General features: G+C 59.7%; 34 protein-coding genes. 7 read left to right on the forward strand and 27 right to left on the reverse strand.

What is annotated here, in order from left to right:
• Window positions 1–92: 92 nt before the first annotated feature.
• Window positions 93–338 (forward strand): hypothetical protein, encoded by a 246-nt coding sequence (locus tag ASG03_RS21310; RefSeq protein ID WP_156381711.1) that lies wholly within the window; start codon window positions 93–95, stop codon window positions 336–338.
• Window positions 339–369: 31 nt separating this feature from the next.
• A complete protein-coding gene (locus tag ASG03_RS21315) occupies window positions 370–534 on the forward strand; it encodes a hypothetical protein (protein ID WP_156381712.1) in 165 nt (54 codons plus the stop codon).
• Between the two features lie 394 nt (window positions 535–928).
• Here the strand turns inward: ASG03_RS21315 and ASG03_RS21320 are convergent, their stop codons facing one another.
• Complete coding sequence (locus ASG03_RS21320) at window positions 929–1,135, reverse strand: hypothetical protein (RefSeq protein ID WP_156381713.1); 207 nt, start codon at window positions 1,133–1,135, stop codon at window positions 929–931.
• A 259-nt stretch (window positions 1,136–1,394) separates the two neighbouring features.
• Window positions 1,395–1,592 carry a hypothetical protein gene (locus tag ASG03_RS03160; RefSeq protein ID WP_062692127.1) on the reverse strand — a complete coding sequence of 66 codons (198 nt, stop codon included), beginning with the start codon at window positions 1,590–1,592 and terminating at the stop codon, window positions 1,395–1,397.
• 13 nt (window positions 1,593–1,605) lie between these two features.
• On the opposite strand from ASG03_RS03160, the gene ASG03_RS03165 reads away from it, so the two are divergent.
• Together ASG03_RS03165 and ASG03_RS22215 are read left to right on the forward strand one after the other, a co-directional pair.
• Entirely contained in the window at window positions 1,606–1,845 is a 240-nt protein-coding gene (locus ASG03_RS03165) for a hypothetical protein (protein WP_062692129.1), read from the forward strand.
• Window positions 1,846–2,197: 352 nt separating this feature from the next.
• The gene (locus ASG03_RS22215; RefSeq protein ID WP_156381714.1) at window positions 2,198–2,434 is read left to right on the forward strand and encodes a DUF4189 domain-containing protein; all 237 of its coding nucleotides are present in this window, start codon (window positions 2,198–2,200) and stop codon (window positions 2,432–2,434) included.
• A 361-nt stretch (window positions 2,435–2,795) separates the two neighbouring features.
• Here ASG03_RS22215 and ASG03_RS03170 read toward each other — a convergent pair whose 3' ends face one another.
• Window positions 2,796–3,074, reverse strand: a complete 279-nt coding sequence (locus ASG03_RS03170) for a hypothetical protein (RefSeq protein ID WP_062692131.1) — start codon at window positions 3,072–3,074, stop codon at window positions 2,796–2,798.
• 313 nt (window positions 3,075–3,387) lie between these two features.
• Between ASG03_RS03170 and ASG03_RS21325 the strand changes: the two genes are divergently transcribed.
• Both ASG03_RS21325 and ASG03_RS21330 read left to right on the forward strand, forming a co-directional pair.
• On the forward strand, window positions 3,388–3,957 hold the full coding sequence (locus ASG03_RS21325) for a hypothetical protein (protein WP_156381715.1): 570 nt from the start codon (window positions 3,388–3,390) through the stop codon (window positions 3,955–3,957).
• Window positions 3,958–4,108: 151 nt separating this feature from the next.
• Complete coding sequence (locus ASG03_RS21330) at window positions 4,109–4,891, forward strand: hypothetical protein (protein WP_156381716.1); 783 nt, start codon at window positions 4,109–4,111, stop codon at window positions 4,889–4,891.
• A 249-nt stretch (window positions 4,892–5,140) separates the two neighbouring features.
• Here the strand turns inward: ASG03_RS21330 and ASG03_RS03180 are convergent, their stop codons facing one another.
• From ASG03_RS03180 to ASG03_RS03240, 13 genes are all read right to left on the reverse strand, one after another.
• Window positions 5,141–6,931 (reverse strand): phage head spike fiber domain-containing protein, encoded by a 1,791-nt coding sequence (locus ASG03_RS03180; RefSeq protein WP_062692136.1) that lies wholly within the window; start codon window positions 6,929–6,931, stop codon window positions 5,141–5,143.
• A 24-nt stretch (window positions 6,932–6,955) separates the two neighbouring features.
• A complete protein-coding gene (locus tag ASG03_RS03185) occupies window positions 6,956–7,399 on the reverse strand; it encodes a hypothetical protein (RefSeq protein ID WP_062692138.1) in 444 nt (147 codons plus the stop codon).
• Window positions 7,396–7,677 (reverse strand): hypothetical protein, encoded by a 282-nt coding sequence (locus ASG03_RS03190; RefSeq protein WP_062468522.1) that lies wholly within the window; start codon window positions 7,675–7,677, stop codon window positions 7,396–7,398. The genes ASG03_RS03185 and ASG03_RS03190 overlap by 4 nt, the downstream gene beginning before the upstream one ends.
• 117 nt (window positions 7,678–7,794) lie before the next feature.
• Window positions 7,795–8,046 carry a hypothetical protein gene (locus tag ASG03_RS03195; protein ID WP_156381717.1) on the reverse strand — a complete coding sequence of 84 codons (252 nt, stop codon included), beginning with the start codon at window positions 8,044–8,046 and terminating at the stop codon, window positions 7,795–7,797.
• Complete coding sequence (locus ASG03_RS03200; RefSeq protein ID WP_062692145.1) at window positions 8,043–8,879, reverse strand: glycoside hydrolase family 108 protein; 837 nt, start codon at window positions 8,877–8,879, stop codon at window positions 8,043–8,045. The genes ASG03_RS03195 and ASG03_RS03200 overlap by 4 nt, the downstream gene beginning before the upstream one ends.
• A 72-nt stretch (window positions 8,880–8,951) precedes the next feature.
• Window positions 8,952–9,707 (reverse strand): hypothetical protein, encoded by a 756-nt coding sequence (locus ASG03_RS03205; protein ID WP_062692148.1) that lies wholly within the window; start codon window positions 9,705–9,707, stop codon window positions 8,952–8,954.
• Window positions 9,704–11,821, reverse strand: a complete 2,118-nt coding sequence (locus ASG03_RS03210) for a hypothetical protein (protein ID WP_062692149.1) — start codon at window positions 11,819–11,821, stop codon at window positions 9,704–9,706. The genes ASG03_RS03205 and ASG03_RS03210 overlap by 4 nt, the downstream gene beginning before the upstream one ends.
• Window positions 11,822–11,889: 68 nt before the next feature.
• Complete coding sequence (locus ASG03_RS03215; protein ID WP_162241356.1) at window positions 11,890–12,312, reverse strand: hypothetical protein; 423 nt, start codon at window positions 12,310–12,312, stop codon at window positions 11,890–11,892.
• On the reverse strand, window positions 12,309–14,540 hold the full coding sequence (locus ASG03_RS03220; RefSeq protein ID WP_062692153.1) for a hypothetical protein: 2,232 nt from the start codon (window positions 14,538–14,540) through the stop codon (window positions 12,309–12,311). The genes ASG03_RS03215 and ASG03_RS03220 overlap by 4 nt, the downstream gene beginning before the upstream one ends.
• Window positions 14,537–14,953 (reverse strand): DUF6950 family protein, encoded by a 417-nt coding sequence (locus ASG03_RS03225; RefSeq protein WP_062692156.1) that lies wholly within the window; start codon window positions 14,951–14,953, stop codon window positions 14,537–14,539. Before ASG03_RS03225 ends, ASG03_RS03220 begins: the two co-directional genes overlap by 4 nt.
• A gap of 18 nt (window positions 14,954–14,971) precedes the next feature.
• Window positions 14,972–15,574 (reverse strand): hypothetical protein, encoded by a 603-nt coding sequence (locus ASG03_RS03230; RefSeq protein WP_062692158.1) that lies wholly within the window; start codon window positions 15,572–15,574, stop codon window positions 14,972–14,974.
• The gene (locus ASG03_RS03235) at window positions 15,574–16,341 is read right to left on the reverse strand and encodes a hypothetical protein (RefSeq protein ID WP_062692160.1); all 768 of its coding nucleotides are present in this window, start codon (window positions 16,339–16,341) and stop codon (window positions 15,574–15,576) included. The genes ASG03_RS03230 and ASG03_RS03235 overlap by 1 nt, the downstream gene beginning before the upstream one ends.
• A gap of 2 nt (window positions 16,342–16,343) precedes the next feature.
• Window positions 16,344–19,457 carry a phage tail length tape measure family protein gene (locus ASG03_RS03240; RefSeq protein WP_062692162.1) on the reverse strand — a complete coding sequence of 1,038 codons (3,114 nt, stop codon included), beginning with the start codon at window positions 19,455–19,457 and terminating at the stop codon, window positions 16,344–16,346.
• Window positions 19,458–19,516: 59 nt separating this feature from the next.
• Between ASG03_RS03240 and ASG03_RS03245 the strand changes: the two genes are divergently transcribed.
• Window positions 19,517–19,726 (forward strand): hypothetical protein, encoded by a 210-nt coding sequence (locus ASG03_RS03245; protein ID WP_062692164.1) that lies wholly within the window; start codon window positions 19,517–19,519, stop codon window positions 19,724–19,726.
• Between the two features lie 190 nt (window positions 19,727–19,916).
• On the opposite strand, the gene ASG03_RS03255 is transcribed toward ASG03_RS03245, so the two are convergent.
• From ASG03_RS03255 to ASG03_RS03300, 11 genes are all read right to left on the reverse strand, one after another.
• Window positions 19,917–20,276, reverse strand: coding sequence for a hypothetical protein (locus ASG03_RS03255; protein ID WP_062692169.1), 360 nt, complete (start codon window positions 20,274–20,276; stop codon window positions 19,917–19,919).
• 3 nt (window positions 20,277–20,279) lie between these two features.
• Window positions 20,280–20,705, reverse strand: coding sequence for a phage tail tube protein (locus ASG03_RS03260; protein ID WP_062468558.1), 426 nt, complete (start codon window positions 20,703–20,705; stop codon window positions 20,280–20,282).
• Between the two features lie 66 nt (window positions 20,706–20,771).
• Window positions 20,772–21,179 carry a DUF3168 domain-containing protein gene (locus tag ASG03_RS03265; RefSeq protein ID WP_062692170.1) on the reverse strand — a complete coding sequence of 136 codons (408 nt, stop codon included), beginning with the start codon at window positions 21,177–21,179 and terminating at the stop codon, window positions 20,772–20,774.
• Entirely contained in the window at window positions 21,179–21,667 is a 489-nt protein-coding gene (locus ASG03_RS03270) for an HK97 gp10 family phage protein (protein ID WP_062692171.1), read from the reverse strand. Before ASG03_RS03270 ends, ASG03_RS03265 begins: the two co-directional genes overlap by 1 nt.
• Window positions 21,664–22,017: a head-tail adaptor protein gene (locus ASG03_RS03275; RefSeq protein WP_062692172.1), complete on the reverse strand. Its 354-nt coding sequence runs from the start codon at window positions 22,015–22,017 to the stop codon at window positions 21,664–21,666. Before ASG03_RS03275 ends, ASG03_RS03270 begins: the two co-directional genes overlap by 4 nt.
• Entirely contained in the window at window positions 22,001–22,177 is a 177-nt protein-coding gene (locus ASG03_RS21740) for a hypothetical protein (RefSeq protein ID WP_200934675.1), read from the reverse strand. Before ASG03_RS21740 ends, ASG03_RS03275 begins: the two co-directional genes overlap by 17 nt.
• A complete protein-coding gene (locus ASG03_RS03280) occupies window positions 22,159–22,521 on the reverse strand; it encodes a head-tail connector protein (protein ID WP_062692173.1) in 363 nt (120 codons plus the stop codon). The genes ASG03_RS21740 and ASG03_RS03280 overlap by 19 nt, the downstream gene beginning before the upstream one ends.
• A 1-nt stretch (window position 22,522) precedes the next feature.
• Window positions 22,523–22,864: a hypothetical protein gene (locus ASG03_RS03285; protein ID WP_062692176.1), complete on the reverse strand. Its 342-nt coding sequence runs from the start codon at window positions 22,862–22,864 to the stop codon at window positions 22,523–22,525.
• Between the two features lie 5 nt (window positions 22,865–22,869).
• Window positions 22,870–23,127 carry a hypothetical protein gene (locus tag ASG03_RS03290; RefSeq protein ID WP_062692179.1) on the reverse strand — a complete coding sequence of 86 codons (258 nt, stop codon included), beginning with the start codon at window positions 23,125–23,127 and terminating at the stop codon, window positions 22,870–22,872.
• A gap of 43 nt (window positions 23,128–23,170) precedes the next feature.
• Window positions 23,171–24,376 carry a phage major capsid protein gene (locus ASG03_RS03295; RefSeq protein WP_062692181.1) on the reverse strand — a complete coding sequence of 402 codons (1,206 nt, stop codon included), beginning with the start codon at window positions 24,374–24,376 and terminating at the stop codon, window positions 23,171–23,173.
• 8 nt (window positions 24,377–24,384) lie between these two features.
• Window positions 24,385–25,506, reverse strand: a complete 1,122-nt coding sequence (locus ASG03_RS03300) for a S49 family peptidase (protein ID WP_062692184.1) — start codon at window positions 25,504–25,506, stop codon at window positions 24,385–24,387.
• Between the last annotated feature and the right edge of the window lie 6 nt (window positions 25,507–25,512).

A 25,512-nucleotide genomic window follows, 5' to 3' on the forward strand; every position in this document is an offset into this window, starting at 1 on the left:
CTATAAAGCGCAGAGTTAATCTTCTGCAGCAAATTTAGCGGGCGCTGCCGCTTAAGGGCTAAAAGCCTTGGCCTCAACATGAGGAGGACATCATGTCTTCCAAGAAGCCCTTAGCCAAATACACCGCTGTTTTTGCAGCCGATGAGTGGGAAGGAAAAGCAGCTTATCGCAGCCTTCCCCTTCGAAGTCATTCGGTGTTCGACCACGCACGGTCCCCTATCGCAGCACGACGCTCATTTCTGATCCGTCGAGTACTGCTCGTTGTCGTAGAATGCGCGCTGATCCTTGGGCTGGCCACCGCCTTGTTTCTTGCCATTGTGCCCGGCTCCTATTCATGAGGCGGCTTGCTCGACAGCGCGGAGAACGCGCATGAATCCATCATTCGCAGACTGTGTCCGGCATCTGCAGATGCATGCGGCTGCCGGTGAAACCCAGGAGTTCCTGGCACGGCTCATTCAGGCATACAGCCGCGAGTTTGGCTACGATCCGATCAAACTTCTGGTCCACATGCGAAACAACGTTACCCATCACTAGATGATGATTGGTCGTCTAAACCCCCATCGCCGCAAGCCGCATCAGTGTGGCTTGGTTTGCGTTTCGCATGATTTGGGAGGGTCAGAAGGCAACGTACCGAGCTATTCAGCAGAAAGTGAAGGCGACTTACGGATTCGTGCCTAAGATGTCATGGATAGCGGATGTTCTGTCAGAGCGAGGGATTGAGAACTCGCCTCCTTCGACACGACCATTGCAAATGTGCGAATAAGGCGCTGCCCACCTGATTTAAGGCCAAGCATTGAAGCTGCGATCGATAAGCTAGTTTAAGGCCAGGCAAGAGTACCCGGCTCCTTTTCCGGTATGCGGGATCAGTAGCGCATTGGATGCTCGACGCGGGATGGAGGCGCTGGCGGGCGTGGCGATCAGGTAACGTTCAAGGGCGGTGGAGCTGATCGAGTAGATACCGCTCGATGTCGCCACCACAAGCTTCCTTGAGCTGATCGTTCGTGTAGCCAGCGCTTATTCCCGCATGCCAAAGCCTCTCAGCGTAAAGCTTCACGTCGGCCTTTTCCTGGGCGTCAGTGCCTTGCGGCATCAGACCCTTCAACTCATGATGCAACCAGTTTTCGATACTTTCCATCTCGGGCCTCCCGTAGGAAACCGGAACTCGTCTCGTAGGAAAAAGTTCGTGCTGGTCGAGATAGCCTGAGTGCAGAAGTGCGAGGGACTGACATAACGTTGCCGGTCTGCCGGTGGTCATTCGCTCTTCCTTCAGCGCCAACGACCGATGTCTTCGGGCGGGCCGAAGCCCATCGCACAATCAAAGTGCTCCCGATCATAGGCGCCGGTAAGCTTGGTAATCCTTGCTTAGGCCGAAGATGAGGCGATGAGCCAAACGATCATGCCCAGCTCCACTCAGCCTCATCCCACCGGCGCTGCCTAGCGCCATCCGGCCTGAACTGGTAGAAGCCGAACTCCGACTCCTTCAGGCCATAGAGAACCGCAGTGACGCATGCTCCTTCGGGCAGCTCGACGATGCGGTGGATGTGACCGGCCGTCACATGGAATGAACCGACGCGCTTGCGCAGCGCGTTCACTTGTGCCGTCTAGATGAAAGAGCTCCTCAACATTGCTGCCCTTGGCGATCGTCGTGGTGAAGCTCCATGGGTGGTCATGCGGGTAGCCGCGATCAGCTTCCGTGAACCGATGCAGGACGATGTAGACTTCGTCGTCCAGCTGGATGTGGTGCTTCTGGAAGCTCGGGCCGAGCCACTTTTTGCGGAAATCGAGCATGGCTTCTTCCTAAAACAACCCCACCCCCGGGAACCGGATACGGGGCAGAAGCAGTAGGACTTCAGTCTGGCAAACAAACAAAGTTGAGCGCACGTTCAGCGTGCACCAAGATCAGGAGCCAGGGATGAAACGAGCCGCTTTACTCGCAGCCTTCGCGCTGGTTGCCGCTGTGTCGCTATTCTGGATTGGCTATCAGCCCAAAGAACAGGCTCCCACCACGACCATCGTGCCGGCATCCGCGACAACTGACCCCTCTCCGAACTGAGAAGCGGAAGTGCGCGTCGGCGAGCGGCGAAGCGCATTCTCAATGGCTCAATTGAGTTCAGCCAGGCCGAGAAGAAGCATTTGAGATTTCCAATTCTGGTGTTACGTGGAATTCGGCACTTTCGCCGCACTGGGGGGGAATAACATGACGACTATTGTACGGGCGGCACTCACCGCTCTGGCAATTGCTGGAGCACTTGTTGGCTCCAATACATCCGCATTCGCTTGGGGCTGCATCGCTGTCTCGGAGGAAGGCAGCTATGGCTACAGCTACAACTACTCTTCAGAGGACGGTGCTCGCACGAAGGCTCTAAACGAGTGCGCAAACCGCACGACTAATGAGTCTGAATGTGAGATCGATTCCTGCGATGAGGACGATTGATATTAGTACATCATAGCGATCGTCGTCCGGATGATCGGACCAGAAGGCGAAACGCAAAACCCCGCCGCCGGGTGACCGGAGACGGGACTACAAGCTGATAATCAGATGTACTGGCTCAGTCATGCCAGTGACCAAATGTCAAAGGACCGACGCTCGGTTTTGTCCTTGCCATGGTTCAGGGGATCGTTGAACCGCTACCTGCGGTCACGTCCTCGGCCCGCAGTCGCGTCGATCGCTTCCCCCGATGCTTTCATCCCATCAAAGACGGCTAGCTCGATAATGCCGCTCCCACCCCGCAGAACATAACGCACGGGATGGCCCAGGTGGCGCCGTGTTCGAATCGTAGCGCGGTTCGTCTCCGTCAGGAATCCGCGCCGACAACTCGCTCGATATCCATACTTGGCTCACACAGCGCGCGCGTCCCGCTTAGATGATCATCCGTGACCGAAACCGATAGGTACACGTCTTGGTCAATCGACCATCCTTCGTACTGAATGAAGAATCCATTCCGAACGATCTGCACGTCGGGCATTCCGAAAATCTGCGCCGACAACGCTTGCGCTTGATCGCTGTCGAGGTGATCGGACGGCTTATGATTGTCACCAACGATGGCGCGAAACTGGGTTTCATAGGAGCTCATGGAGGCGGAGATAGGATGGTGGTGCGAAGTCGGCCACCCCACCACATGGTGATGGGGTGCCAAGCAGTTCAATCTAAGCTTACATTTTGATATGCAAGTTAATCATCGTAATTCATTGGCAGCGTGAGAATGCCGGGAGATCGTTATGCAAAAACAAAAAACGCGGCTTCCTTGGCTAGGGCCACATTGCCCCTGCCGAAGTGGGAAGCCTATAGCGAAATGCTGCCGTTCCATCGATGGGGCATATCGTTCGTCGGCATTCAACCACTCGCCGAAGCCTCCGACGACCGGATACTCTCACCCAAAATGCTATATGGGAGACACTTGCGACTGCGATAATCAGATTTCTCTAGAACACCCTCTTTCAAAGAGCATTCTTAAGCAATGGGAAGAAATCGGCGCGCGTGGTTTTCGAGACGCTGATCCCGAAAAGGATGTGATCATTGGGATTAACTCGCATGGCGGCAACATATTATGTAAACGCCATAATGAGTGCCTCGCGCCGCTGGATGAAATGGCTGGAAAGCTTTACGCAGAGCTGCGCGAAAAGCTCAGCCCACTTCACTACAGGCAGACGGTTCCCGCACCGAATTGGATATTCATCGACGGCTCTGCTCTCGAATCATGGGCGTGCAAACTAGCCGCTGGGACCTTCGCAATGCATGGTGTAACCGTCAAAGGTGTACGCCAGCCTTTCACGCTCGACTTCGAGAAAATAAACAGAGCAATCTGGACGGGGCTTACGTTACCCGGCGAAGGCCTGTATTTGCTTGGAGCTCGAACGGCGAGAATGCAGACTTCAGGCGGTTCGAGGGCCCGATTACTTTTAGGCCGTCGCTCCATCGCTATTACAACAATTCCGGCGAAGCTTGGGTTTTCCTAGCTTGGCGAAAACGAGCAACGCTCACTAGTCATTCGCAAGGCGAGCTCCGTGTTGCAGGGGCAGGAACATCCTCACATTATCCATTTGCGCCGTTATCAGGTCCACCAGAAAAAGAGTATCGCGGGAAACATCCAGCCACGCGGGACAAGGCATGAGCCGGACGCGGGACCCCTTTTATTCATCAGCGCGAAAACTTCGACGAGCCATTACGCTCTACGACCGCCTTGTTGATCTCGACCGCGTGTTCCGAAGCAATTTATCAGTTAACTGGCAAACAATCGGGCCGGATGGCGAGGGGTTTTACGAACACATCCGAGTTCCGTCAAAGGCCATTCCTGAAGAGATCGAAGACGGCATGATCGATTGTATCCATAATTGCCGGGCCGTTCTGGACCTTCTCGTTTACGAGTGTGGACTGCTGAAGGGAGTATCCTCGCGTCAGCTGATGTTTCCAGTTGCCAGTAGTGAAAGCGCTTTGGATGAAATGTTTGCCGACAAGAAGCGGCAGCTGCACAGATTGGGCGAAAAGTTTCAAAACATTGTGCGGCAACAGAAGCCATACGCCGGCGGCGGAAATTTGATCAAGGATCTCCACGACCTAGACATTATAGGGAAACACAGAACTCTCGTCGAGCTAGCGATTATTACACCAGCTACCCTTGGGAATATGGGCGTGGCCATTCTCGGGGCGCGATTTCTAAATCAAGGACTCAGTCCACTGGAAGTAGCGGTGCCCATTCCAAACAGAATAACGTCTAGGTTAAAATCTCCAGCTGGGTCTATGGGAGACATCTACCGGCAAATGTCCGACGTTCATCTTCTAGTGTTTGCAGATGATGTTCCACTAGCGGGACGGAGAGTTTTGTGGAACCTACGATCTATGATCGCACAAGTGGACACTGTGAGGAATAACGTCATCTTGACTCTATCATAGGTGCGGAAGCCACGGCGGCACATACCGCCAGATGGACGGTGGCGCCAAAGCCGACTTTAATGATCTCGCCAAGTTCGTCATCAATTCTGGACAGTTCACAGCGGTATCGCGCCCTTTTGGCCAGTGACCGAATTTCAAACGCCGTCCACTCCGCCGGGATGGAACTTGCGAGACTATGCTCATCTAACATATCAGTGCTCTCTCAATGAGAAGAATTTGGTTTGGCATTTTCGATGATGGAGTGGCAGCCTAAGCCGCCAAGGCCACCAACCGCGCGAGCGTCGATCGATTGAGATTGGTCGGGACAGCATAGTTGCCGTTCACGGCCGCGATCGTCTGCATAGTACTGTTGTCGAATGTAGCGATGAGATCTTTCGGGCCAGCAACGACAGCGAGAACGCCGCCGTCTGTCGCGCGCGTAACAGCCGCGGCGCCGGGATTGTCGAGCAAGCTGGTGGCGAAAGATCCGAGTTCCAACTGGACGCCACCGACCACGATGTCGCAGAAGTCGTCCGTCAGATAAGGCGCATTCCCCTTGCGCAGCCCGATCTGGATCGAAGGCGCGGACACCATTGTGCCTGTAATCGAGTAGCGCTGCCAGTTCGGCCCGATGACAATGTTCTGGATCGTCGTGTCGCAGCGCATGAAGGCCGTATAGGTGGCACCGTCCGCGCTCTTCGCCCACATGGACAAGGTCTTGGTTGCGCTTGCGCCGGACGCCAGGCCACCGATGGAAACGAGCGAGAAATCGGCTTGTGTCTGGCCGGCGCCCTTGTTGAAGATGAGCCGATCGGCCTTCACCGCTAGTCCGTTCAGGCTTTCGAAGTCCTGCCAGAGCCGGAGGTAGGCGAAGTCCACCAGGGCCGAGAGAGGGTACTTCAGGAGCGCGTTGACGTTGTAGGGCGCACCCGCACCGTGGAAGTATCCATCCGAGACGACGTTGATAGTTGAACCGACAATTGCAACGCCCTCGATTGCCTTGGCCTCGACGACCGTCATCGCGCGCTTGACCCGCATTTTGCCGCAATCAAGCGTCCAGACGATGCCGGACGAACCGTTCGCACCAGACGTGAAGACGAGCTCGTCGGTCGCCTCAATACGCGAGAGATGGTCAAGACCCTGCGCTTCCAGCACGCCCGGGCGGTAAGTCCGGATGATGGTGCCGGCGCGGCTGAAGAGATTGATGACCGACGCGTCAGTCTTGGAAACCCAGAAGGCGTCGCGGCTGGCATCGTAGGCAAGCCCGTTGGGCTGCGTGCCAACTGGCAAGTCGATCTTCCCCACATATGCCATGCTGGTGGGATCGAAAAAGGCAATAAAGTCGTGGCCGGGGGTAACAGCCGCAACCTGGTCGTTGGGCGTGTCGATCGTTATCCCTTGAATGCCCAAATTGTTCGTGGCGTCTCCTGGCCACACGATTGCCCATTCTGCAGTCTTGGCCATAGCAGCGTTGAGGGCGACGATCGAGGTTTTCACCAGCCCATTGCCGCCCGTCTCGATATTGCGGCCATCATTGCCTACCAGAAAGCGGCTGCGAGGCGCGTCCCAGACAAGGCCCGTACATGTGAAGCCCTTGCCGACATCGCCATTCATGCCGTCCGGAAGCGGGAAGGTCGCGGAAATAGTCGCGCTTGCCGGCGCCGAAAGAACGCCTGTGCCGCCAGGGATAAACGACCAGCCTGCGGTGAAATCGCTGCTGTATGGCGCATAGTTCGTCATGGCAGGCTCGAGCGTCACGCCGCGTCCTGTGCGCGCCGGCGCGTCGTTGGCGAACAAGTTGAGGGTGCCATCCCGACGGACTGCAGTCTTCCCACTGGCGCGGGTGAAAGACAGGCCGGGAGAAGCAAGATATGCCGCGATGCTCGTGAATGTCTGGCCGCCCGCGTAAGCGCGATCGCTTGCGAAGTCGATGTCGAGAATGGCGCCGGGAGTGGGCGCCCACGGGCCTACGGACGCGACGATCCCCTTCCCGATGTAGCTTGCTGTCGAATGCATGCGCGCAACCCGCGCGGCCGACGAATTGCCGGAACGATAAGCCATGATGAATCCTTGAGAAAACGGCCCTTAAGGCACGATGACAAAGCGAACCGGCGGAGACACTACGGTCGTCGGGCCAAGCAGCTTTTGAAGAGGGTTGCAGGTGTACTCGAGCACGACTTCATAGCGTGCCGGACCGATCGCCGCAGACGTTGGAACGGTAATCGACCGACGATAGGTTTCCCTGCCCGCCGTCAGATCGGCGCCAACGGTGTACTGCGGCACGGAATGCTTCTGGCCCGCGGAATCGTGGATCCATCGCTTGGCGACCACCGGGCAGATACGGTTGCGGATAACCTTGTATTCGACCTCGATCGTGCCGCCTGGCTTTGTTTCCGTGTCGATCGCGCGGGCTGCCTGGTAGGTGATGGGAGGTTCGCGGTCGACGACCATGACGGCCATGTTGAAAGAACTCACGGCCACGATCGCAGCCGTGGCTCCGGCGATAAAGCCGTAAAGAATGCGCTTCATGCTGCAGGCACTCCTTTGATCCAGCCCCATATTTTCAGGACGTTTTCGTAGAGCGCGACGGTTGCGATAAAGATCGCGATCGCGCCGTAGATGAGCCACCGCAGGAACCGCGCGACGGTTCGCAGATCGCGCACCATCTTGAAGCCGTCACGAACATCGTCCGCTGGCATTTTCACGACTTCCTTGAGGGTCTTGAGTTCGTCTTCCCGCAGGTCAGCCAGCCAGCTGCGCGTATCCTCGGAGAGCTCGACGAGGCGGCCGGGCACTGGTTCTGTCATGCCTTTACCCCGCAAAGGTTTGCGAGCTTTTCGTTTTCTGCGAGGATCTGACGCTTGGTCTCCGTCGTCATACTGTCGAGAACAGACGGCCTGATCGTGCTCGCGATGTCGCAATAGTTACCGCTTGCCGTCGCGCATCCATTTAGCGAGACCATCGTCAACGCCACGATCATCCAGACCGTTGATTTCATTTTCGACTTCCTTGGATTTTTGTCTGGCGCGCGCGTTGTTTTTGGCCACTTCTGCGGCCGCGTCTGCCTTGCCGTCAGTGCGGCCGTAGAGAAAGGCGGAGATGACGATGCCCAGCACCACACCTGCCGCCGCGACGTAGCCTTGGATCCTGGCCCATATTCCTGCGAACATGATCAAGCCCCTCGCCTCACACGCCGCACGAAGTACCAGACGCCGACGAGAACGCCCGCCACAAGCGCGATCGCCAGCGCCCACTGCAACGGCCCGCTACCGGCGGCAATCGCGCCACAGGCCGACAGGAGGCCGCCCAGCGGGCCCCATGCCTCCGGCTTCTTCAGGATCTCAGGTAGGCCGGTGATCTTGGTGTCTGCTTTGGCCGCAGCCTCGACCGGCGCCACCACGGCCACAGGATCCGGACCCTTTGCACTGGTCATGCGAAGCGCGTTGCCAACGACGCCCGGCTGGTCTTTCCACTTCTTCAGCGGATCCTTGCCGGTCACGCGGATCGTCCAGCCGCGACCATTCGGGCCAAAGCCCGTGGACCCGCCCAAACCACGCAGATACTTCATGCGTTCGTCGCAATAGGCGATGATCAGCATTCGAACGCCGCCCGGGTAAGCCTTCACGCCGGCAAGCGTCTGCTCGCCGATATGCCCGTCGATGTTGCCAGTGTAAACGCCTGCGGCGGCAAGCACGGCCTGCAGCTTCTTGATCGCCGTCGCGGGTCCGGAGTTCACGCCGAAGTCAAAGGCCGCATAGTCGAGGCCGACAGGCAGAAGATCGCCGCCAGACTGCGTCCAGTAGGATTTTTCGTAGATCGCCGTGGCTTCAGCCAGCGTCATCGCCTTGACCTCGGCGGCCGTGACCGACTTCAGTCCGCGGTGCGCCGCCAGCGTCTTATGCGTGATGCCGTACTTGGTCGGGCCCCCGCTGTCCGTCTTGGCATTTGAATAGCCGCCCTCGTGCCCGAACATCAGGTCAAGGGCGACGGGAAGGGTTTCCCGCGCCATGGTTGTTTCCTCTTGTGGTGTTGGTAGCTTCAAACGACACGCATCATGCCCGCCCGACCGCAGCAGCAGTGATCAGGAAAGCGTCACGCCGCCGTAGGCAGCCAGGTGCCCGATAATGGCGGCACGCGTGTCGTCCGCGCCGTCGAGCCCGTGAGATCCTGAATAGATCCAGACCTCTTCGATCCAGCCGTTGAGCGTGTGCAGGGCTGTCGTGTCGTTGTCGGTGCTTTGAATTCCGCCGATCGACGACACGGGGCTGCCCTTCTGAATGGGCAAGGCGCCGGTAACCAACCCGCCCAGCGAGTTGAGCGAAACAGCGCCGGTCAGTGTTGCGAGATCAAACGAAGCCATGGCAACGAACGATGCGCCGTCTGCGACCGTGGCTGTCGTCCCCACCTGTCCCGCCCCGTGGATGAGCCGCAAAGTCCTTGCGGCGTCCATGCACATCCATGCACGAGCATCCGTCTGAGATAGTGAGGAGAACAACGAGTTGAAGCTCTTGGCTGCATTCACGCGGCCCAACACATAGATCGTGTAGGATGGCGGCAGGGCCAGTTGTCCCGTGACGTAGGCAAATCCACCCGCATTGAAGCGAACTGACGGCCGCCCGAGACTTTGTTTATCCGCAAAAGCGCCACCACGGCCCCGCCAGAGCCCGCCGGAAACGCCGCCGTAATAGGCAAGGCCCGTCTCGGAATAGGCCGGGTCGCGCGCCGAGATGCGCTCGATGAGCCCGGGCGTTTCCAAGGCTGCCGCCTCGCTCGCCGAAAGGGTTGGCATCGGCAAGCCGGCAACAGACGGGCCGGGAACGGCAAGGTTATAGCTCATAGGCTGATCTCCTGATGGATTGCATAGTTGAGGAGAAGCCAGCCGGTGGCCGGGCATGCCTCCATATCGCTGTCGTGGATGCAGGTTCTCGGCCCGTTGATGCGGCCCTGCGCCGCGTTGGTGCCGGCTGCCCAGCCGATCCGGATCTTTCGATTGCCGCCGGTCGGCATTTTGTCGAACGACCCGACAATCCGGTCCGGGCCACTCACCCTCAGCGAACCGGGCAAAATGACGGCCGGGGTGGTGCTGTCGTCCGTGTAGGTGATGCCCATCGTCCCAGGGTCGGAGACGATGGACGTGTCGAGCTGGATCGGCCCCCGCGGCACGTTGAAGACGAGCTCGAATCCTTGCCCAACGATCGTGCCGGAGACGGCCTTCAGGAGAGACCACGTGTCCTCGTTCGTCATCAGGCGCGATCTGATCGCTTTGCCGATGTATGCCGTGCGAACTCGGTGCATCCAGGATGGAGGATGGTAGAAGTCCTGGAAGTCGATCATGTACTGCGGGCCGACGCAGAACATACGGCTATTGGCGGCGTTGCAGTTGGCTTGCGCAAGCGACGGGCCGGACAAGAGACCGCTGCGAAAGATGCCCTTCTGGACCACGAACATGGGCCAGAACTGTGTGACCCCGAAGATTGCAGCGGCATCGGCAGAGAAGTCGGTCAGCAGTTCGACCTGATACCCTTGGAACGTCGCCTCGCTAACATCAGCCGCGCTGTCGTTCTCGCCGTGATCGAAGATCAGCGCCTCGATGACCGGCGTGTAGCCGTTGGCCGTGCACCATGCTTTGACGGCCTGAAGATGCGCGATCGCATTGGCGTAAGGCACCGTGCCTTTCTTGATCCCGCTGTAAGGCGTGTTGCCCTTGCAGAAGTTGGCGACCTGATAGGTCGAGCCACCTCGCCGCCCAGCCGGGCCGTTCAGCATCCAGGCCAGCGCGACGTCGCCTGTTTCGCCGAAGTTTGCCGATATAACCTGCTCGAAAGCGGGTACCATGGTGGTCAGTGCAGACGCGGCAATAGCTGCCTGTGAAGCCCCGGCTGGCACGACGCCTTGCTGCCACATCAACACCCGCGGCGACGGCGCTTGCGTGATGTAGGCGGCAGGGTCGTTATTGACGCCTCCATACCCCAGGGACTGGCCCATTTTGATGATGAGGCGCAGCGCATTGTCGGGCGCCAGATCGACCCCCTGCCCTCGATAGGAAGAATGCCGGATCGAACCATCCGCGCATGCCGACCTCACCAGGCCGGGAGCTGCAACTTTGCTGGCGCGCACAGGGCTCTCGTAGAGCGACAGACGCCGCTCGACCGCGCCATCAGCGACATGCGCCTGTGCTCGATTGCCATCGGTTACGACGACCGGATATGCCATCGGAGCAGAAACAGCGCCGGGCGAATACCATTCGCCATCGCGCGCCATGCCACCGATGATCGCTCCCATCCGGTTGACCATCGGGACGATCCAGCCGGCCCGACGAACCGCGTGTCCCGTCAGGGGATCGCCGTATGACCGAACCCGCTGCAGGAGCGCGTCAAACCATGTCACCGCCCCGGCATTGCCCTTCGACATTGGGGTTTTGCCGCCGCGCGAACGTGTCCCCGACAAGGCTCGGCCGAACGACGCCTTCACCTTCGCATCGCCGGCGGTGCGGGCTGCAACTTCCGTGGTGAAGCGCGCCGTAAGGCTCGGCTGACCACTGCGCGCGGCCACGACTTCATCAGTGGTCGTGGTGCGAGCGGCAACCTCCGCGGCAAGCCCGGAAACAACGTTGGAAAGGTCCGCAACGAAACTGCTGGGCGGGATCAGACTGGTCAGCGACCACGCCGCCGAACCAGTCCCACCATTCGTCACATAGACGCCGTTATAAGCTTGGTTGCTGTCGTTGTAGACGATAGCCAAGCTGCCGGCGGGTCTTGCGGCTGCCGCATAAAGCGCTGCACGCGTCGCGTAGACGACCGAATTGCCGATGACCAGCCCACTGATCGCTGTGCCCAGAATCGTTTCCAGAAGCTGAAACAGAGAAACGATCTGGCTTTTGTCGGGCTGGGATGGCGCCGTCGAGGGACCAAGTGCATATACGGTTTTTGCCAGGTCAGTGATCTGTCCCATACGGCTGTTCTCCATGCGGAAGCGACCCGCCGAAGGCAGGGTGCGAGATGTTCAAATTGTTGCGGTGATCAGGCGGACGGCGGGCGGAAGCCGCGAAGCCGGAGCGGAACCGACAAGGCGCCAACCGCGCTGATTGGCGGTAGAACGCAGTTCACGTCGATCGCGCCATCTGCGTTCACAAAGCCGGTTGACTGCACGAAGATGAAGCCGAGCGTCAGTGCCCCGACCTTGGGTCGCTCAGCCTGGTGGATAAAAACAAGATCCCCGACTTTCGCTTTGGCCGCGGGAGCTGAAAGCCGGAGACCTGAAAGCGCGACCGACACCGGCAAAGCCTGTGTGATCGTGTAGTAATACTCCCAGACGAGAGCACCAGCCTTGATGCTGCTGTCGATCGCCGATGCCAGATCCTGCGCCGCTTTCGCGGTCGTCTTGGCATCAGCGGCCGCCTGGTCAGCGGCTGCCACCATTGCTCGTTCATCGGTTTGCGTCATGGGAAGGTCACATCCAGGTAGGCGGTCGGGCCGACGACGCCGGAACCGTTTTCGGGCTGCACCCAAAGGCGTCGGATTGTCCCGGCTACGGGTGTTGGCTGCACGTAACGAACGTCGCCAGGTGCGGCGGCCAGCTTGTTGATAAGGGTTGCCGCCGCGAAGGTTTGCGCCGTCGTACCGATCTTGAAGGTAAGGTACGCAGTTCGACCCTGTGAGGCTGTGGCGTTGGCCGCGCGCGCGCTGAACGTCGGTGATGTCCACGACAGAGCTTCAGCGACTGCTGGCGCGGTGGAATCGACGGTCGACGAAACCTGCGCCACAAGCGACCATGTGCCTGTCTTCTTCGACGTCATGAAAGCGACCTGAATATCAAGCAGCTTGTTAGACGGCACGACATTCGTATTCATCTTGATGAAGCCGCCTGACGGGACAGCATCAGGAAAACTCTGCTCCACCCATTCCCCTGGATTGCCTGTCCCGTCATCGGACAGGCGGAAGCGAACCGTTGGTGTCAGGCTGTCATCGCTCGGATCTATGACGTCCACGCGAATGTAAACGCTCGAGCCATTGGCTTTTGACTGAACCAGATTGATGACTGGTATCGGGATGTTGTCCTTGCTCTGCTTGGGCGGAACAGGCGGCTGCTTGCCCTCGTCTGTGGCTGGTATCCAGACGTCGATGTCACTTGGATGTGCCTTGATATCCATCGAGAAGCCGCCCTTCGTCAGGGCAACGACGGCTCTGCGGTTTTCGACGATCTTTCCATCGAGCCGCGGAAGGCGGATCGGCGTAGCAAGCCTTACCCAGCGGCTGTAGACCGCGTTGATTCCTGAGTTCCAGACATCGATCGAACCGTTGACCTTCTGCTGGATCCGGAGCCATTCCCGCTTGCCAAGTCGGCGAGCCTGCCGCCACTGCTGGACCCACGTGTATTCGGCCTCCTCGGAAAGAACCCGACCTGCGTTGATCTGCGCCGGGATGTCCTCGAAATAGTCGGTGTCAGCGGTCGCGTAGTCGACCTCCGGATACGTGAACTTCGGAACGAGGCGGTTGATCTCGTCTTCGAAGAGGACATCGTACTGAATCGAGTGCCCGATGATGTCGGCATCCGTCAGAGTGACGCACCGGCTTTCGCGGAACTTGCCCACTGTCAGAATACGGGCGCCGTCGCCGCGAACGACCAGATGGCCGTCACAGGTTGCAAGGATGGCGTTCAAGCCGGCCTTTGGGCTGTTTTCTGCCGTGTCCCAGCCGTTGCACTCGTAGCGCTTCTCTGTGCCGCCTCCGAGAAGCGGAACGGCCTCATCGCAGATGTCGGCCTCTTCTTTCCAAAGATCGAGCGTCGGCAAGAGGGCCTTCGTATAATCCAGCCGCTCGCCGAACTCGCTAAAGCACAGATGCCACGCCAGAATGAGCGCGGAGTTCTTCGTAAACGTCCATGTCGCAGGGTTCGTCGGGCTCTGTGCCGCGTTCCTGAAATCCCAGCACTTGGCACCGTCAACTTCGGCGGTCAGGTTCGGTACACCGTAGGGAAACCGGCTCTGCTGGTCCTTGGCTTTGGCCGCACGCGCCAACAGCGCGACGGATGCCTGACCAAAGCCGAGATGCTGAGACGTCCAAAGGCGCTCTGACGCTGGTTTGTCAGCGTAACGGTCGATGATGTTCTGATAATGAAGAGCCGCGGCGCTTTCGCTTCCGAGCCGCCGGAAGATGTAGACGTTATCGCGGTAAGGATCGCCAGAGGTCTTGCGCTGACCGACTGCATCGAGGTCCGCGAGCTCGACGACGTCATCGTGCAGCCAAAAACGCTTGTAGGCAGAAACAGGGTGGCCAGCAATCGCTTGGATGGCAACAAGGTTGTTCCCAAGCGACTCCCAAAGCATGTAGGCGCCGGCCATGCGGTTCGTGCCAACGCACCAGGCGCGATAAGGGATTGCCTGAGTCTTTGGCGCTTTGCCATCCTCGGGCTTCGGCGGTTTTGGCGCCATCAACATCTGAAGGCCGAATGTCAGCGCCGTTGTGGCAATTGCGGAGGCGATCGACGCAGTCGTAATTGTCGTGCCGGCAATCGTGCCTGTCAGGCCCATGGCGACGAACAGTGGCGTGAAGATCGGGTCGCGTCGCGCGATCGGATAGAGCGTTGTCGTGCGTCTAAGCGTGTGCTCCCACAGAATCCGTTGATCAGGCGTCGCGTATGAGTGCGAATAAAAGCGCTCGTCTCTGATCATTCAATTCTCCAGGCAGCGCTATGCGTTGCCTGCTTTGCAACAGGACCGCGCGCCGACATCGCCAGCCACAAGGGGCCGAAGCGGATGGCGGGAATCTGTTTGTTGGTGATGCCCGTGGCGTCGAAACCGACGGGTGCGGAGATCAGGCCTACGTCCCCGGACCGCGGGGCTTTAGCGCGGCTGATGCCGACCTGCCCCAAGCGTTCGTCGAGCATGCGCTCAATGCCGCCATGAGACGCGATAAGGGCATTTGCCTCCTCACGCGAAGAGTAGGTGCCGATCAGGCCAGCGCCTGGATTTTTACCTGTGACGATCTCAACCCAGCGCGCGCAGAATGTCGTGCAGTCATGACCGCCCATCCCACCCCACACCCAGCGGTGCGGGAGGGCCGCATACTCTGTCAGCGATGTCATGGAGTCACCTTGCCGGCGTTAGCCGTATTGCGGCCAAGAGGGCTGGACGCCCCGCGCAAGACGGGCCGTTCCGTCACAGAACTTGTCGGTCGGGTAGATCGCCTTTTGATGCGCGCTCGACCAGAGAGACCGCGACGGGCGCGATCTGGTCTCATTGCCAGCGGCAACAGCCAGGGAGAGCGTCAAAGAGGGGCTCTGCCCCGACTGAACCGCCGGGCTGGCCTCTCCGATATGCGAGGCCGTGCCTTGCCAGAGCGGGATGATCTTGCTCATTGGCTGGAAATATTGATCCAGCGTCGTGATGCCCATATGGACTTCTGCGCCGCGGACGGGTGGAAGGCTGTTGATCATCTTGGAGCCGGCCTCTGGCTCAATTCCGGAGATCGTGAACTCGACACTATCCGACGTCCCGTTGACGAGGATCTCGAGCGTCGGGATGCCCTGCAGCCTTCCGCCACCCAGGTAGACCGTCCCATCCGGATCAATGCTGTCAAAGCCGATCGGCATGTCGTTTACGCCGAACCATAGGTGCAGTGCAGGATCAGTGTCCACCCGCATGAAGATGCCGAGCTGGTGGCTGCCGCGCAGCTCTTGGATGATGTTGTCTGGTACCCAGCCCATCAAAACGCCTCGGTAAACTGGATGGATTGCTGCGTGACGAAGAACGCCTCGACGACTGATGGCAGCGTGAAGCCGGCCGGAAACTTGGCAACGAAGCGAGGGCGCGCGAACTCGACACGCGTGCCGACCGGAACCGCTTCACGCAGTGCCGGGCCGATCGCCAAGCGGTACTGCTGGAAAGGTCGTGATGCTCCGTCGATGACGTCCACCCCGTCGGGCAAAGCGGGCTTCGCTTCCAGGATGTCCCAGAACCTGTAAGCCCGCCACCCCTTCGTTGGATGATAGATCGAGAACCATTCCGACCAGTCAAGCCTGCGCGGCATGCCGTAGATCTTCAGCTTCAAGATGCCGGCATTCAGCGCAGCCGCTTCCGTCACGGCACCCCATACCGTCGTCTGGCTGTAGCCGGACGTGTCGGAAAAGAACGAGCCGTCAGAATGCGGGATGTTGCCCACCGATAAGGAAGGAAGACGACCCGCAGCCGGAAACGGCCCAAACCAGTCTGTGATGATCGGGACGTTTACAAACCGGAAGGATCCGTTCAGCCGCGCCCCAAGCTGGTTGATGTAGCGAAACTGCTCTTTGTCTTTGATCTTGCAGTCTTCGTAGGTGGCGGTCACGACACCGCCACCCGTCATCTCCATCGTGATGCCTTCGCCGAAGCTGTTGCGTCCGCCGTCAAGGGATGATCCCTGGACGTCGAACGTCGTCTTAAGCGGCGCCAGGAAGTTCGCCTCAAGGGTAGGCACGTTTAGGTATCGGGCCATTATTACCCCTTCTGGCTGGCGAACTTACTCTGCATGTTGCCGAACCCGCCGCGTCGCTGTTGCTCGCGATCAGCGGCAAGCGCTTCTTGAACGCCTTGCCGCACGAGTTCGCGCACATGCGGATCGCCGGACGCACCGCTGACATTGACGTTCAAGTCGCGGGGCGTGTTCTGGCCGGTGTCGATCGACTGGCGTTTGTTGAGGCGCGGTGCGACGGGTGCGCCCACCATACCGCCCGAGGCGTATCCGCGAAGCCGCTCGAGGTTTGGCACCCCGAGGCGTCGCACGGACTCTGCATCAAAGACGTACTCGCCTTTGTGCACGATGCCGGCGGGCGTCATCTTGCCGCCTGGGCCGGTGTAGCCGCCGGAGTCGTAGAGGCCGATGCCGCCGCCAGCAGCGATCGTTGCCTGTGCGCCGTTCGGGACGAAGTTCGGCATGAACAGCTTGGACAACCAACTCATGCCGCCGCCCGCTTGTGGTGCCTCTGGGAAAGCATTTGCCAGACTGCCGAGGCCCTGAGTGGCTGCGCCGGAAGACTGCGCAACCTTGGCCAGCGCTCCGGCTGCCTCGGTAGAACGGCGGACCTGAACCTCTGTGGCGCTGACCCAGCTGTTCATTACCGAGTCGGACGAGTTGCCCGAGAGCATTTGCAGTTGCTGCTGGCCGTTGGCCACGCGCGTTGCGCCTGTAGCAAACCCGACGTGTCCGCCAGACTGCCCAGCCCCGGAACCATTGGTCTGAAGAAGAACGTCGCCTTTTTGCGCGAGGCCCGGCGCAATCTTGGTGCCCCAGTTTTGGAAAGAGTTCGCCGTCAGCGAACCGGAGCCTTTGACGCCGACCTGCTCAAGCGAAGAGTTGACAAAGCCCGCGCACCAAGCGGTTTGAGCCGCATTGATGTCCACCCCGCCCTTCTTGAGGAAGGCGTTGATGTTTCCAGGGCTTCGCTCGCTTTGGCCAAGAAGGTTGCTAGCAAGATCCACGGCACTTCCGCCGCGAACGACGGTGCCTGCGGGGGCTGCTGCGGAAGCAACGCTGCCAATAGCCCCGACTGCACTTGGTGCAGCGGCAGACCCTGCCCCTCCAGGCAACAGCGCCCCAAACACCTGCTTTAGGATGCCTGAAAGCTGCTTCTGTGCGGAAGACAGAAGCTCCTGCAGGATCATGTCGCCCAGCTTCTTGCCGATATCCTCGCCACCGCTCAAGAGCGCGCCGCTGAGGTTGTCGATAAACTGGTCGGATGCGGACTGGATCTCATCCAGTTGCAACGACCGAGCAATTGCCTGGCCTGTAGCGCTGTTTGGATCCTCCTGCAGACCATACTGGCGCTGCATCTGGACGATCTTCTGGTCTTGCGCAGACATGCCACGCATGCGGGCATCTGTCAGTAGATCCTGCTGCAGTTTGGCCTTCGCCAATGCCTCGGAGTAGCCGGCATAAGCCGCAACGCGCGTTTCGATCTCCGCGCGCTCTTTGTCGCCGATCGTCCGACCCTTGTCCTGCGCATCCTGCAGAAGCTGAAGGCGAAAGCGTGCGGCATCGGTAGCCGTGCCGTATTGGCCTGTGATCTCGAGCTCAAGACGCATCTGCTCGATGCGGTCATCGGCCGATTTGATCAGGTCGCGGTAAGCGTTGCGGGCCTTCTCGGCAGATGTCTGTGCCTTTTTGGACGCGGCGTCGAGTTTGGCAGGTTCCTCGCCCAATTGCACAGGCTTCTGGCCTGGCACCGGAACCGCCACAGTCACGCCCTGCGGGTTGGTGACTGTTGGGTTTGCGTTCTCTTCCTGACGGCGCAGCTGGTCGCGCAGGCGGTAGTCTTGCACGCCGTCGGGGCTGCCGCTTCCCTGATTGAGGGCTGCCAGCACTTTGAGCGTGTTCGCCGCCTCAGCGCCGCGTTTTGTGAGTTCAGATGCCTTCTTAGAAGCTTCATCAAGAAGCGCCGGCAACAGTGACAAAGCACGCGCGAAATCATCAACGGCTGGTGTCGAGCCGTCGGCTATGATCGCTGCTAGGTCCTGCTGAACCTTCCGCGCCATTTCTGACGTGGCCGTGCCATCGTTGATTGCCTTTTCTAGCGCCGCGAAATCACGCTGCAGATTTCCGACCTGACCTTCGTCTTTGCCCAACTGCTGCAACTGCGAAGCGGTGTCAGCCATGGCAATATTGACGTCATCGACCTTCTGGCGAAGTTCAGTCCACTGCTTATCCGCAACCGCAGCCGAGGCGTCTTTGATATCTTTCGTCTGTTGAGCGCGTTCTCGCTCGTCGTTGTAGGCCTTCAGCTCTGGAAGAGCCTCACCCCACTTCTGAGACACCGCAGAGATGAGCTCGGCTTCCTTCTTCAGCGTCTCCGCTGATTTGGCCCCGCCCCACTCAATGCTGCTGAAATACTGAATTGCCGCAGCGGAGGCCGCAACCACACCGATCGTCACAAGCGAAATAGGTGAAACAACCGATGCAAAAGCCGCGCCCAGTGCAGACCCAAGACTTGAGCCGCTTGACTTCAGATCATTGAACACCGCGGACAGCTGCGTGCCCTGCTGCAAAGCGATCTGGAGCGGCGACATCCCGCCCATGGCGGTTACGCCGATATCCTGAAACTGAGCAGCGATATTAGAGGTGTTGTATGAACTGACGCCTTGAGCGCCGCTACGTTGCGCCGGCGTATCGGCCAAAGCCGCGTTGCGGCCCTTGATGGCGGCCGTTGATGCAAGTGCAGCCTGGCGCTCTTTCGTGATGGCAGCAGTCATCTCCGTCGCGGAGATCGCGCCGATAGAATGTGCCCGCCTGATGTCGGCGATCGACTGCTTATAATTGTTGATCGTGGAAAAGAGCGGGTTGTATTTCGCCCGAAGACGTTCGAGCTCCTTGCCCTGGTCGGCAAGAGCTCCGCTCCACTCTTTGGCACCCTGCGTACCGATACCGACCATCTTGTCGATGCGGGCCTGTAGGGCCGTAGACATCGACTTGTCGATACCCTTGCCCATGCCGTCAAATTGCTTTTCGACCTTGCTCGACGATGCGGCAATGTCGGCTTCTAGCCTTTTGAGGCTGCGGCGAACCGTGGCAAGGTCCGTGCTAATCGAGATGATCAGGTCATCGGAATTGTCAGCCATCGGCAAGTGTCCTAGCATGCGAGAAAGCCCGCAGGAGTTGCGGGCCTAGGGAGTGGAGAATGGATGGCTGGCTTAAGGCGCTGATCGCCGTGGCGTGCGTCGTGATAATTGCAGGCGGCGCCTATTACGCGATCAAGAAAAACACCGTCGCAACGCAGCGCGCTGCAGACGAGAAAGAACAGCAAGTGCGGGAAACTTGCGCTCTGGCTGAGAAGAACAAAGGCTTCGCGCCTGCCCTCTATCAAGACTGCAAGGACAGGGGGTACTAACCCCCATGCCTCTCCATAAGCTCGCGCATCTCGCGTTCAGACGGCGCACCGCCTGCCTCTTCGCCGCCATCGTCGTTATGTGCTTCGATCGCCTCAAAGAACTCGACGAGCGTGGCCGCCCAGAAGTCGGGCGGACGCCAGCCGATCTTATGCGCCGTGCGCAGCCACTGACGCAGCTGCTGCTCGGTGTTTAGCTCTTCGCCGCCCCGGTCTTCTTTGCCGGCGCGGCGCTTTCGTTTCCCTTTTCGCCGGCCTCATCGAGGTGGGCGGAAATCAGGTCGTTGAAAGCAACCGAACAGTCGGCGAAATGGCGCAACTGGATCTTCTCGAGTGCTGCAGCCTTGTCGCCCTTGATCGTAAGGAACTGGATCGCAGCCAGGGTGGCGGCAATCTCGACGCCGGCCAACCGCTGCCACAGATCGGACAGCGACTTGCACTGAAGTGCCGCGGACACGGCAGCCAGACCGTTCATCGTGCCGGCCAGAACAAGGTCGACATCTTCGATCTTGAGCGCGACTTCGCCGCGCGCCAGGTTCACGGGTTCTGCCATGGATTACACCGCCGCAACAAACGTGATGGCGTCGGCCGGAACGAAGGTTGCGCTGAATTCCATGTTGTTCTCCATGTCGCCAGAGAACTCGAAGTCGGTCACGAAGAATGGGCCCGTGAAGGTGCCTAGCCCGGGCACAATGACCTTCGCGTTGAACTGCTCGGCGTTGATGACCTTTTCCATGAACGCGCTCATCGCGGTCGACGACACAAACGCGCCAGAACCCGAGAACGTGCGGTTCACCATGCCAGGGCGCGACGTCTTGATGACTTCGTCGCCGGGATTGGTGCACGACGGGATCGAGGTGTCGATTTCACCTGCGGAGAGGCTGAAGCTGCGCGTCTTCAGGCCGCAAAGATTGGTAAAAACTTCGGTGGAGGCGCCGTCCCCGATTTGAATGAGTAGAGTACGGCCGATCTGCTGTGCCATGTGCTGGTCCTTTAGAGAAAAAGGCCGGCACATGGCCGGCAACGTTTGTGGTGGTGATGGCGGCCGCTATTCGGCCCGATCGTACCGAGCAAGAAACTCGACGACCGCGTGGCTGGTAAGGCCGTCTGGATCTCGCAAGACACGCGTCTGACGATGCATGATTGAGATGAAACGGTTTGTGCTGAGCGTCATTGGCGCTAGATGCAGCGCTTCGACCATGGCGTCAGCGATGCGCCTGACTTCCGGAAAGCCGACCGCGCGCGACCATGCGTGCATGGTCAGATAGATATCCCCGCCCTCAAGGCAGGTTGCGTCGCGGCGTAGGGTCTGAGCCTCGCCGATGTTGATGTAGGGAAAAGGCGGTGATGTTGGCGGCTGATCGTAAATTCGGGTGGTAACCAACCCCGTCACGGTCGCGTCCGCCTTCAGCAGGCGCACGACTTCGCCCTGGATCTCGAGTTCTGGTGAGGCCATTATTTGTTCATTGCCTCCCGCACTGCTTTGTTTATGGCAGCGTTTAGGCGCTTTTTGGCTTGGGGCTTAACGGCCCTCCACGCCGGGAAAATGTGCGGCTGAGCCGGTGTGCCTGGGTGCATGCCGACCGGATTGGCTGCGGCGGCCTTCTTGCCTGCAACAGTGCCGCCCCCCTTTGCAGTGCTGTGCGGAGCGGTCCCAAATTCCAGAAACCGCCAAATCCACGCGGCGAACAGACCGACTGCGTCTTTGTCTTTGCTCGCCTGAATGCCGACTTGCTCCTGAGCGGGTCGGTTTCGCAGGAAATCAGCGTCAAACGAGTGCATGTATTCGAGCGTCGCGCCGGTTGGCGCCTTCTGCTCCATCTCGGCTGCGAAATCCTCCATGATGGCGATCTTCGCGTCGGCAGCATATTTCTCAGCATTCGGCGCCAAAGCGTTTAGCCGCTTCATCAGCGCCTCGCGGCCCTGCACTTTTGCCTTGATCACGTCGCCACCCCATCATCGACCAAGAATTCGATCCAGCCGTTGCGCCCGTCTGGATTGGACGCCGTCCGGATGTTGAATTCTCGCGGTGAGCGAGCATCGACGATGCGCCAGGCTGGCGTGACCGACCGCGTGCGCTCGTTGGATCGAACCCAAACCGTATAGGGCTGGACACCCGACAATCGGCTGGCCTGCACAGCTTCGCCGCCAGCCCGGGCTACCAACTGTGCTGGCTCAGTGAAGACGGTCGCAAATGGGCCGGAGACCTCGTTGCCATACCCGTCGTCGATCAGATCCCGCTTCTGGAAGTGCAGCTTCTCGCGCATCGCGCCTGAACTAGGATTCCGAGCCATCTTCGGGGTCCTCAGCCTTTGTGTCGTCGGCGACCGCCGCCCCTTTGGCAACCGCTTCCTCGCCGCAGATCCGGCGCACGTTCTTGGACGTGCCGGCCTTGTAAGCGATCGTGAAGCCAGGCTGCCGCCAGTCGAAATCTTCTACGAAACGTACGTGCATGTCTCATCCTCCAAGGATGGCCGCCAGACGCGGTAAGGCGCTAGAAGCCGTCGTACTGTCGGCTGGAGCACGGCGTCGCCTGCGTCCTTCTCCGGGGCCTCACGGCGTTCGTACAGATCGGATAAGACAAGGAGAACGGCAGCCACAATGGGCGGCGTCACCATCATCGTGTAGCCAACCGTGTCAGGGTCTGGAAGAGTTCCGCCAAGCGGCAAGACAGGCCTGTCCAGATACTCCAGAACGATCGATTCCGCCGCGGCCAGATAGACGCCGATCTCAGCGTCTTCGTCCTCATGAAAGATGCGCAGATGCTTGCGCGCGAGCTCGAGATCAACCAGCGCCATGTCAGGCCGCGATAACTGCTGCCGTCGCAGCGCTGGTGACAGTCAAGCGCCCTGCGAGCGACTGCGCCCGGGTGCGTACCGTGATCGTCTTGCCGATATCATCGGCGACGGGCGTGTAGGTCGTGCCGTAGGCGCCGGGAATACCGACGCCATTGGCATGCCAGTGCCTGTCGACGGTTGGCGTGGGCGTTCCTGTCACGGTTCCAGCGCTCGCCGTCAGCACTTGGCCAACGCGAGCCGTGCCCGTGATTGCAGGCAGGACGGTAAATGCCGGCGCAACGGGGTTGGCGACACCGCCGATGTAGCTCGCAAATCGATGCTTGTTTGTCTTCGGTGTCGCCATCTGGGTTAGTCTTTCTTCTTGGCCGTCTTCGGCTCGGTATGGACGGCCTTTGCAGGCGCCGGTTCGGGCTCGGGCTTCGCTTCGACTTCTGCCTCAGCGACAGGTTCGTCGACCTTCTTGCCGTCTTCGAACGATACCAGGCCGAGAGCACGAAGCTCGTTGGCTTCGCCGCGCTCGACCTTGAACGACTTGCTCTCCGCGGTCTTCAGACCGGAGCCGTTGTCGAACGTCTTGAGCGGCTGCACGTCTACGTAATCGGTCATCTCGCCTCCTTAGCGAAAAGGGGCGCCGAAGCGCCCCGCTGCATTAAGCGGCAGACACGTCGCCGGTAACGAAGGCTTCCGGACGGTAAACCGCCAGGGCCAAGCGCTCTTCGGCGCGGATCGTGAACATATTTTTCTCAAAATCGTCCACGTTTTCGCTCGACAGCAGGACTTCGATGTCCATGCGATCGAAGATCTGCGCGGCATAGGAGAAGGCGCCGGTCAGGAACTTGCCGGATGCCATGGCCTGCGTTGCAACGACCGGAAGATTCCAGAGGGTCGGAGTCAGCGAACCCTGGGGATTGCCCAGAATGTAATTGCCGCCGGCGTCCTTGGTCAGTTCGATCTTCGCCCAGTCGATCGGGTTCAGAACGAGCGCCGTGGCCGGGTACTCCGCCAGAACGACCTGCAGGATAGCAAGGCGGAGACGGTCGATACCCGTGGACGACGTCGGAGTGAAGGCCGGTGCGAACGCGGTTGCCTGCGGGACGAGGCCGGCGATGTTCTGGCCCGTGCCCGAACCGTTGAGCAGCTGGTTTTCCTCGACGAACTCGAGACCGTAGCGAGCGCGGCCGTCGATATAGCTCTTGAGGGCCGGCGCGTCGTCGAGGATCTGGCGGCTGGCCTTGAAAAGGTGAGCCAGCGTGCGAACCGGCGCAGACGCCATGTTGAACGTCAGGTCGCTGTAGGGCTTCGCCGTGGTTTCCGCGACCATGGCAGCCGCGTTGGTGAAGCCGGTTTCCTTGACGTACTCGACGTTGTTGGACGACGTCTGGCCCTTCAGGAGAAGGTCGCGAATCTTCATCTGCCGATTGGGCAGGCCGAAGATGCCAGGAACGCGAGCGCCCTGCACCAGAGACGTACCAGGCGAACGGCCGGCGCCCTGCGTGGTATCAGCGGTGGTGATGGCAGCGCGTTCTGCCGAGACCTTGATCGAGGCGCGTGAGGAGCCGGTCAGGTTGCCGGCCTTGAACTCGTTGCTGTCGATGACGAGCTGGCCGAGAGACTTCTGCTCTTCGACGCCCTCTTCCTTCTCGCGAGCAGCGCGCTTTTCCAGATCGCTGATGCGAGTGGTGACGGCGCCGAGTTCGGAAAGGGCCTTGTCGGTCTTGTCGGTGAGGTCCGCAGAGATCTTCTCGCCGTCGGCGGTCTTGCGGGTAAATTCGGTCGCCAGTTCGGTCACGTTCTCCTTGATGGAGGCGAGCGACTTCGTCAGGTCGGCGAGACCTGTTGCCAGTTCAGTGGTCATGGGGATTCCTAGATCTTGATTTTGAAGGATCGTGCTTCGGCCAGAGCCGCGTTCAGCGCTGTCAAAGCAGCAGCATCCGTCTCGACATCAGGCTCCCCCTGATCGGCCTTGAGGTAGAGCCGAGCGGCCCGCTCTGCCTCTGAGTTCGAGAAGCCTGCAAGTCCCTTGAGGCCGTTTTCAAACTCACGTTTCGTGATTGGTTCGCCGGCCGCCATCTTGCTCGCAAGCAAGGTCGCAGCCTCTGCGCGCGCCTGGTTGCTTGCCTTCACGCGCCGCACATATGCCGGCTGTGTTTCGGCGCCAAAGCGATCAAGCGTTTCTTCCAGTGTGGCAACGCGATCAACCATGCCACGGTCCATGAGACTTTCGGCGTAAAACACCCTGCCCTGACCATAGCCGTCTTCGACCTTGCCGACCGTCGTGCCTCGCCCTTCGGCGACGGCTGCAACGAACTTGTTGTAGGAGCGGTTCACACCATCCTGCACATGCGCGAGCGTGTCCTTGCTCAGCGGCTCGGTCTCGTTGCCTTCGACCTTGTGCTTGCCGGCGGAAATGTACGTGCGCTTGATGCCGCGCTGCTCAAGAGCTTTCGAAACGTCGTCATGCGCCGTGTAAACGCCGATCGATCCGGCGCGTCCCGAAGGCGTCACCACGATTTCGTCGGCTGCGGACGCCACCCAGTAGGCAGCGCTGGCTGCCAGGCTGTTGACCTGCGCGATAATCGGCTTTTCGCCGCCACGTAGCTTGCGAATTTCGGTCGCAAGCTCATCCGTGCCGGGGACTGTGCCGCCGGGGCTATCGACGTCGAGCACAACAGCTTTCACATCCGCGTTGGAAAGAGCCGAATGCAGCGCCTTTTTGATGCCGGCGTAGGACGATCCACCGCTCATGGCGGAAAACATGTCCATTTTCTGCGCCAGCACCCCATAGACAGGGATAACAGCGACTTTTCCGTCGGTTTCGGCGATATCCTTTGCTCGCGCGTCGTCGATCGCCGCGGCAAACTCGGTCGAAAACAGCTTCTCGCCCTCGGCTCGCGCGACCAAAACATCAGCCAACATGCCCAGTTTTTCGCGCTGAATCGCCCAGGGTTCGGCCAGAAAGGCCGAAATCAGGTGTTCAAATTTCATGATTTG

It is taken from the genome of Rhizobium sp. Leaf341, assembly GCF_001424325.1.
In the GTDB taxonomy this organism is placed as follows: domain Bacteria; phylum Pseudomonadota; class Alphaproteobacteria; order Rhizobiales; family Rhizobiaceae; genus Ferranicluibacter.

What these genes read in the sequence shown, in the direction of transcription:
- ASG03_RS03185 (WP_062692138.1), bottom strand. Translation starts at nt 7,399, where the DNA reads ATGAAGCGCATTCTTTACGGCTTTATCGCCGGAGCCACGGCTGCGATC.
- ASG03_RS03245 (WP_062692164.1), top strand. Translation starts at nt 19,517, where the DNA reads ATGGATGGCTGGCTTAAGGCGCTGATCGCCGTGGCGTGCGTCGTGATA.
- ASG03_RS03255 (WP_062692169.1), bottom strand. Translation starts at nt 20,276, where the DNA reads ATGGCAGAACCCGTGAACCTGGCGCGCGGCGAAGTCGCGCTCAAGATC.
- ASG03_RS03225 (WP_062692156.1), bottom strand. Translation starts at nt 14,953, where the DNA reads ATGACATCGCTGACAGAGTATGCGGCCCTCCCGCACCGCTGGGTGTGG.
- ASG03_RS03280 (WP_062692173.1), bottom strand. Translation starts at nt 22,521, where the DNA reads ATGGCGCTGGTTGATCTCGAGCTCGCGCGCAAGCATCTGCGCATCTTT.
- ASG03_RS03275 (WP_062692172.1), bottom strand. Translation starts at nt 22,017, where the DNA reads ATGGCTCGGAATCCTAGTTCAGGCGCGATGCGCGAGAAGCTGCACTTC.
- ASG03_RS03170 (WP_062692131.1), bottom strand. Translation starts at nt 3,074, where the DNA reads ATGAGCTCCTATGAAACCCAGTTTCGCGCCATCGTTGGTGACAATCAT.
- ASG03_RS03215 (WP_162241356.1), bottom strand. Translation starts at nt 12,312, where the DNA reads ATGACGCAAACCGATGAACGAGCAATGGTGGCAGCCGCTGACCAGGCG.
- ASG03_RS03235 (WP_062692160.1), bottom strand. Translation starts at nt 16,341, where the DNA reads ATGGCCCGATACCTAAACGTGCCTACCCTTGAGGCGAACTTCCTGGCG.
- ASG03_RS03285 (WP_062692176.1), bottom strand. Translation starts at nt 22,864, where the DNA reads ATGGCGACACCGAAGACAAACAAGCATCGATTTGCGAGCTACATCGGC.
- ASG03_RS21740 (WP_200934675.1), bottom strand. Translation starts at nt 22,177, where the DNA reads ATGCACGTACGTTTCGTAGAAGATTTCGACTGGCGGCAGCCTGGCTTC.
- ASG03_RS03300 (WP_062692184.1), bottom strand. Translation starts at nt 25,506, where the DNA reads ATGAAATTTGAACACCTGATTTCGGCCTTTCTGGCCGAACCCTGGGCG.
- ASG03_RS21315 (WP_156381712.1), top strand. Translation starts at nt 370, where the DNA reads ATGAATCCATCATTCGCAGACTGTGTCCGGCATCTGCAGATGCATGCG.
- ASG03_RS03295 (WP_062692181.1), bottom strand. Translation starts at nt 24,376, where the DNA reads ATGACCACTGAACTGGCAACAGGTCTCGCCGACCTGACGAAGTCGCTC.
- ASG03_RS21320 (WP_156381713.1), bottom strand. Translation starts at nt 1,135, where the DNA reads ATGGAAAGTATCGAAAACTGGTTGCATCATGAGTTGAAGGGTCTGATG.
- ASG03_RS03200 (WP_062692145.1), bottom strand. Translation starts at nt 8,879, where the DNA reads ATGGCGCGGGAAACCCTTCCCGTCGCCCTTGACCTGATGTTCGGGCAC.
- ASG03_RS03220 (WP_062692153.1), bottom strand. Translation starts at nt 14,540, where the DNA reads ATGATCAGAGACGAGCGCTTTTATTCGCACTCATACGCGACGCCTGAT.
- ASG03_RS03290 (WP_062692179.1), bottom strand. Translation starts at nt 23,127, where the DNA reads ATGACCGATTACGTAGACGTGCAGCCGCTCAAGACGTTCGACAACGGC.
- ASG03_RS03210 (WP_062692149.1), bottom strand. Translation starts at nt 11,821, where the DNA reads ATGGGACAGATCACTGACCTGGCAAAAACCGTATATGCACTTGGTCCC.
- ASG03_RS21325 (WP_156381715.1), top strand. Translation starts at nt 3,388, where the DNA reads ATGGGAGACACTTGCGACTGCGATAATCAGATTTCTCTAGAACACCCT.
- ASG03_RS21310 (WP_156381711.1), top strand. Translation starts at nt 93, where the DNA reads ATGTCTTCCAAGAAGCCCTTAGCCAAATACACCGCTGTTTTTGCAGCC.
- ASG03_RS22215 (WP_156381714.1), top strand. Translation starts at nt 2,198, where the DNA reads ATGACGACTATTGTACGGGCGGCACTCACCGCTCTGGCAATTGCTGGA.
- ASG03_RS03190 (WP_062468522.1), bottom strand. Translation starts at nt 7,677, where the DNA reads ATGACAGAACCAGTGCCCGGCCGCCTCGTCGAGCTCTCCGAGGATACG.
- ASG03_RS21330 (WP_156381716.1), top strand. Translation starts at nt 4,109, where the DNA reads ATGAGCCGGACGCGGGACCCCTTTTATTCATCAGCGCGAAAACTTCGA.
- ASG03_RS03165 (WP_062692129.1), top strand. Translation starts at nt 1,606, where the DNA reads ATGAAAGAGCTCCTCAACATTGCTGCCCTTGGCGATCGTCGTGGTGAA.
- ASG03_RS03260 (WP_062468558.1), bottom strand. Translation starts at nt 20,705, where the DNA reads ATGGCACAGCAGATCGGCCGTACTCTACTCATTCAAATCGGGGACGGC.
- ASG03_RS03240 (WP_062692162.1), bottom strand. Translation starts at nt 19,457, where the DNA reads ATGGCTGACAATTCCGATGACCTGATCATCTCGATTAGCACGGACCTT.
- ASG03_RS03180 (WP_062692136.1), bottom strand. Translation starts at nt 6,931, where the DNA reads ATGGCTTATCGTTCCGGCAATTCGTCGGCCGCGCGGGTTGCGCGCATG.
- ASG03_RS03205 (WP_062692148.1), bottom strand. Translation starts at nt 9,707, where the DNA reads ATGAGCTATAACCTTGCCGTTCCCGGCCCGTCTGTTGCCGGCTTGCCG.
- ASG03_RS03230 (WP_062692158.1), bottom strand. Translation starts at nt 15,574, where the DNA reads ATGGGCTGGGTACCAGACAACATCATCCAAGAGCTGCGCGGCAGCCAC.
- ASG03_RS03265 (WP_062692170.1), bottom strand. Translation starts at nt 21,179, where the DNA reads ATGGCCTCACCAGAACTCGAGATCCAGGGCGAAGTCGTGCGCCTGCTG.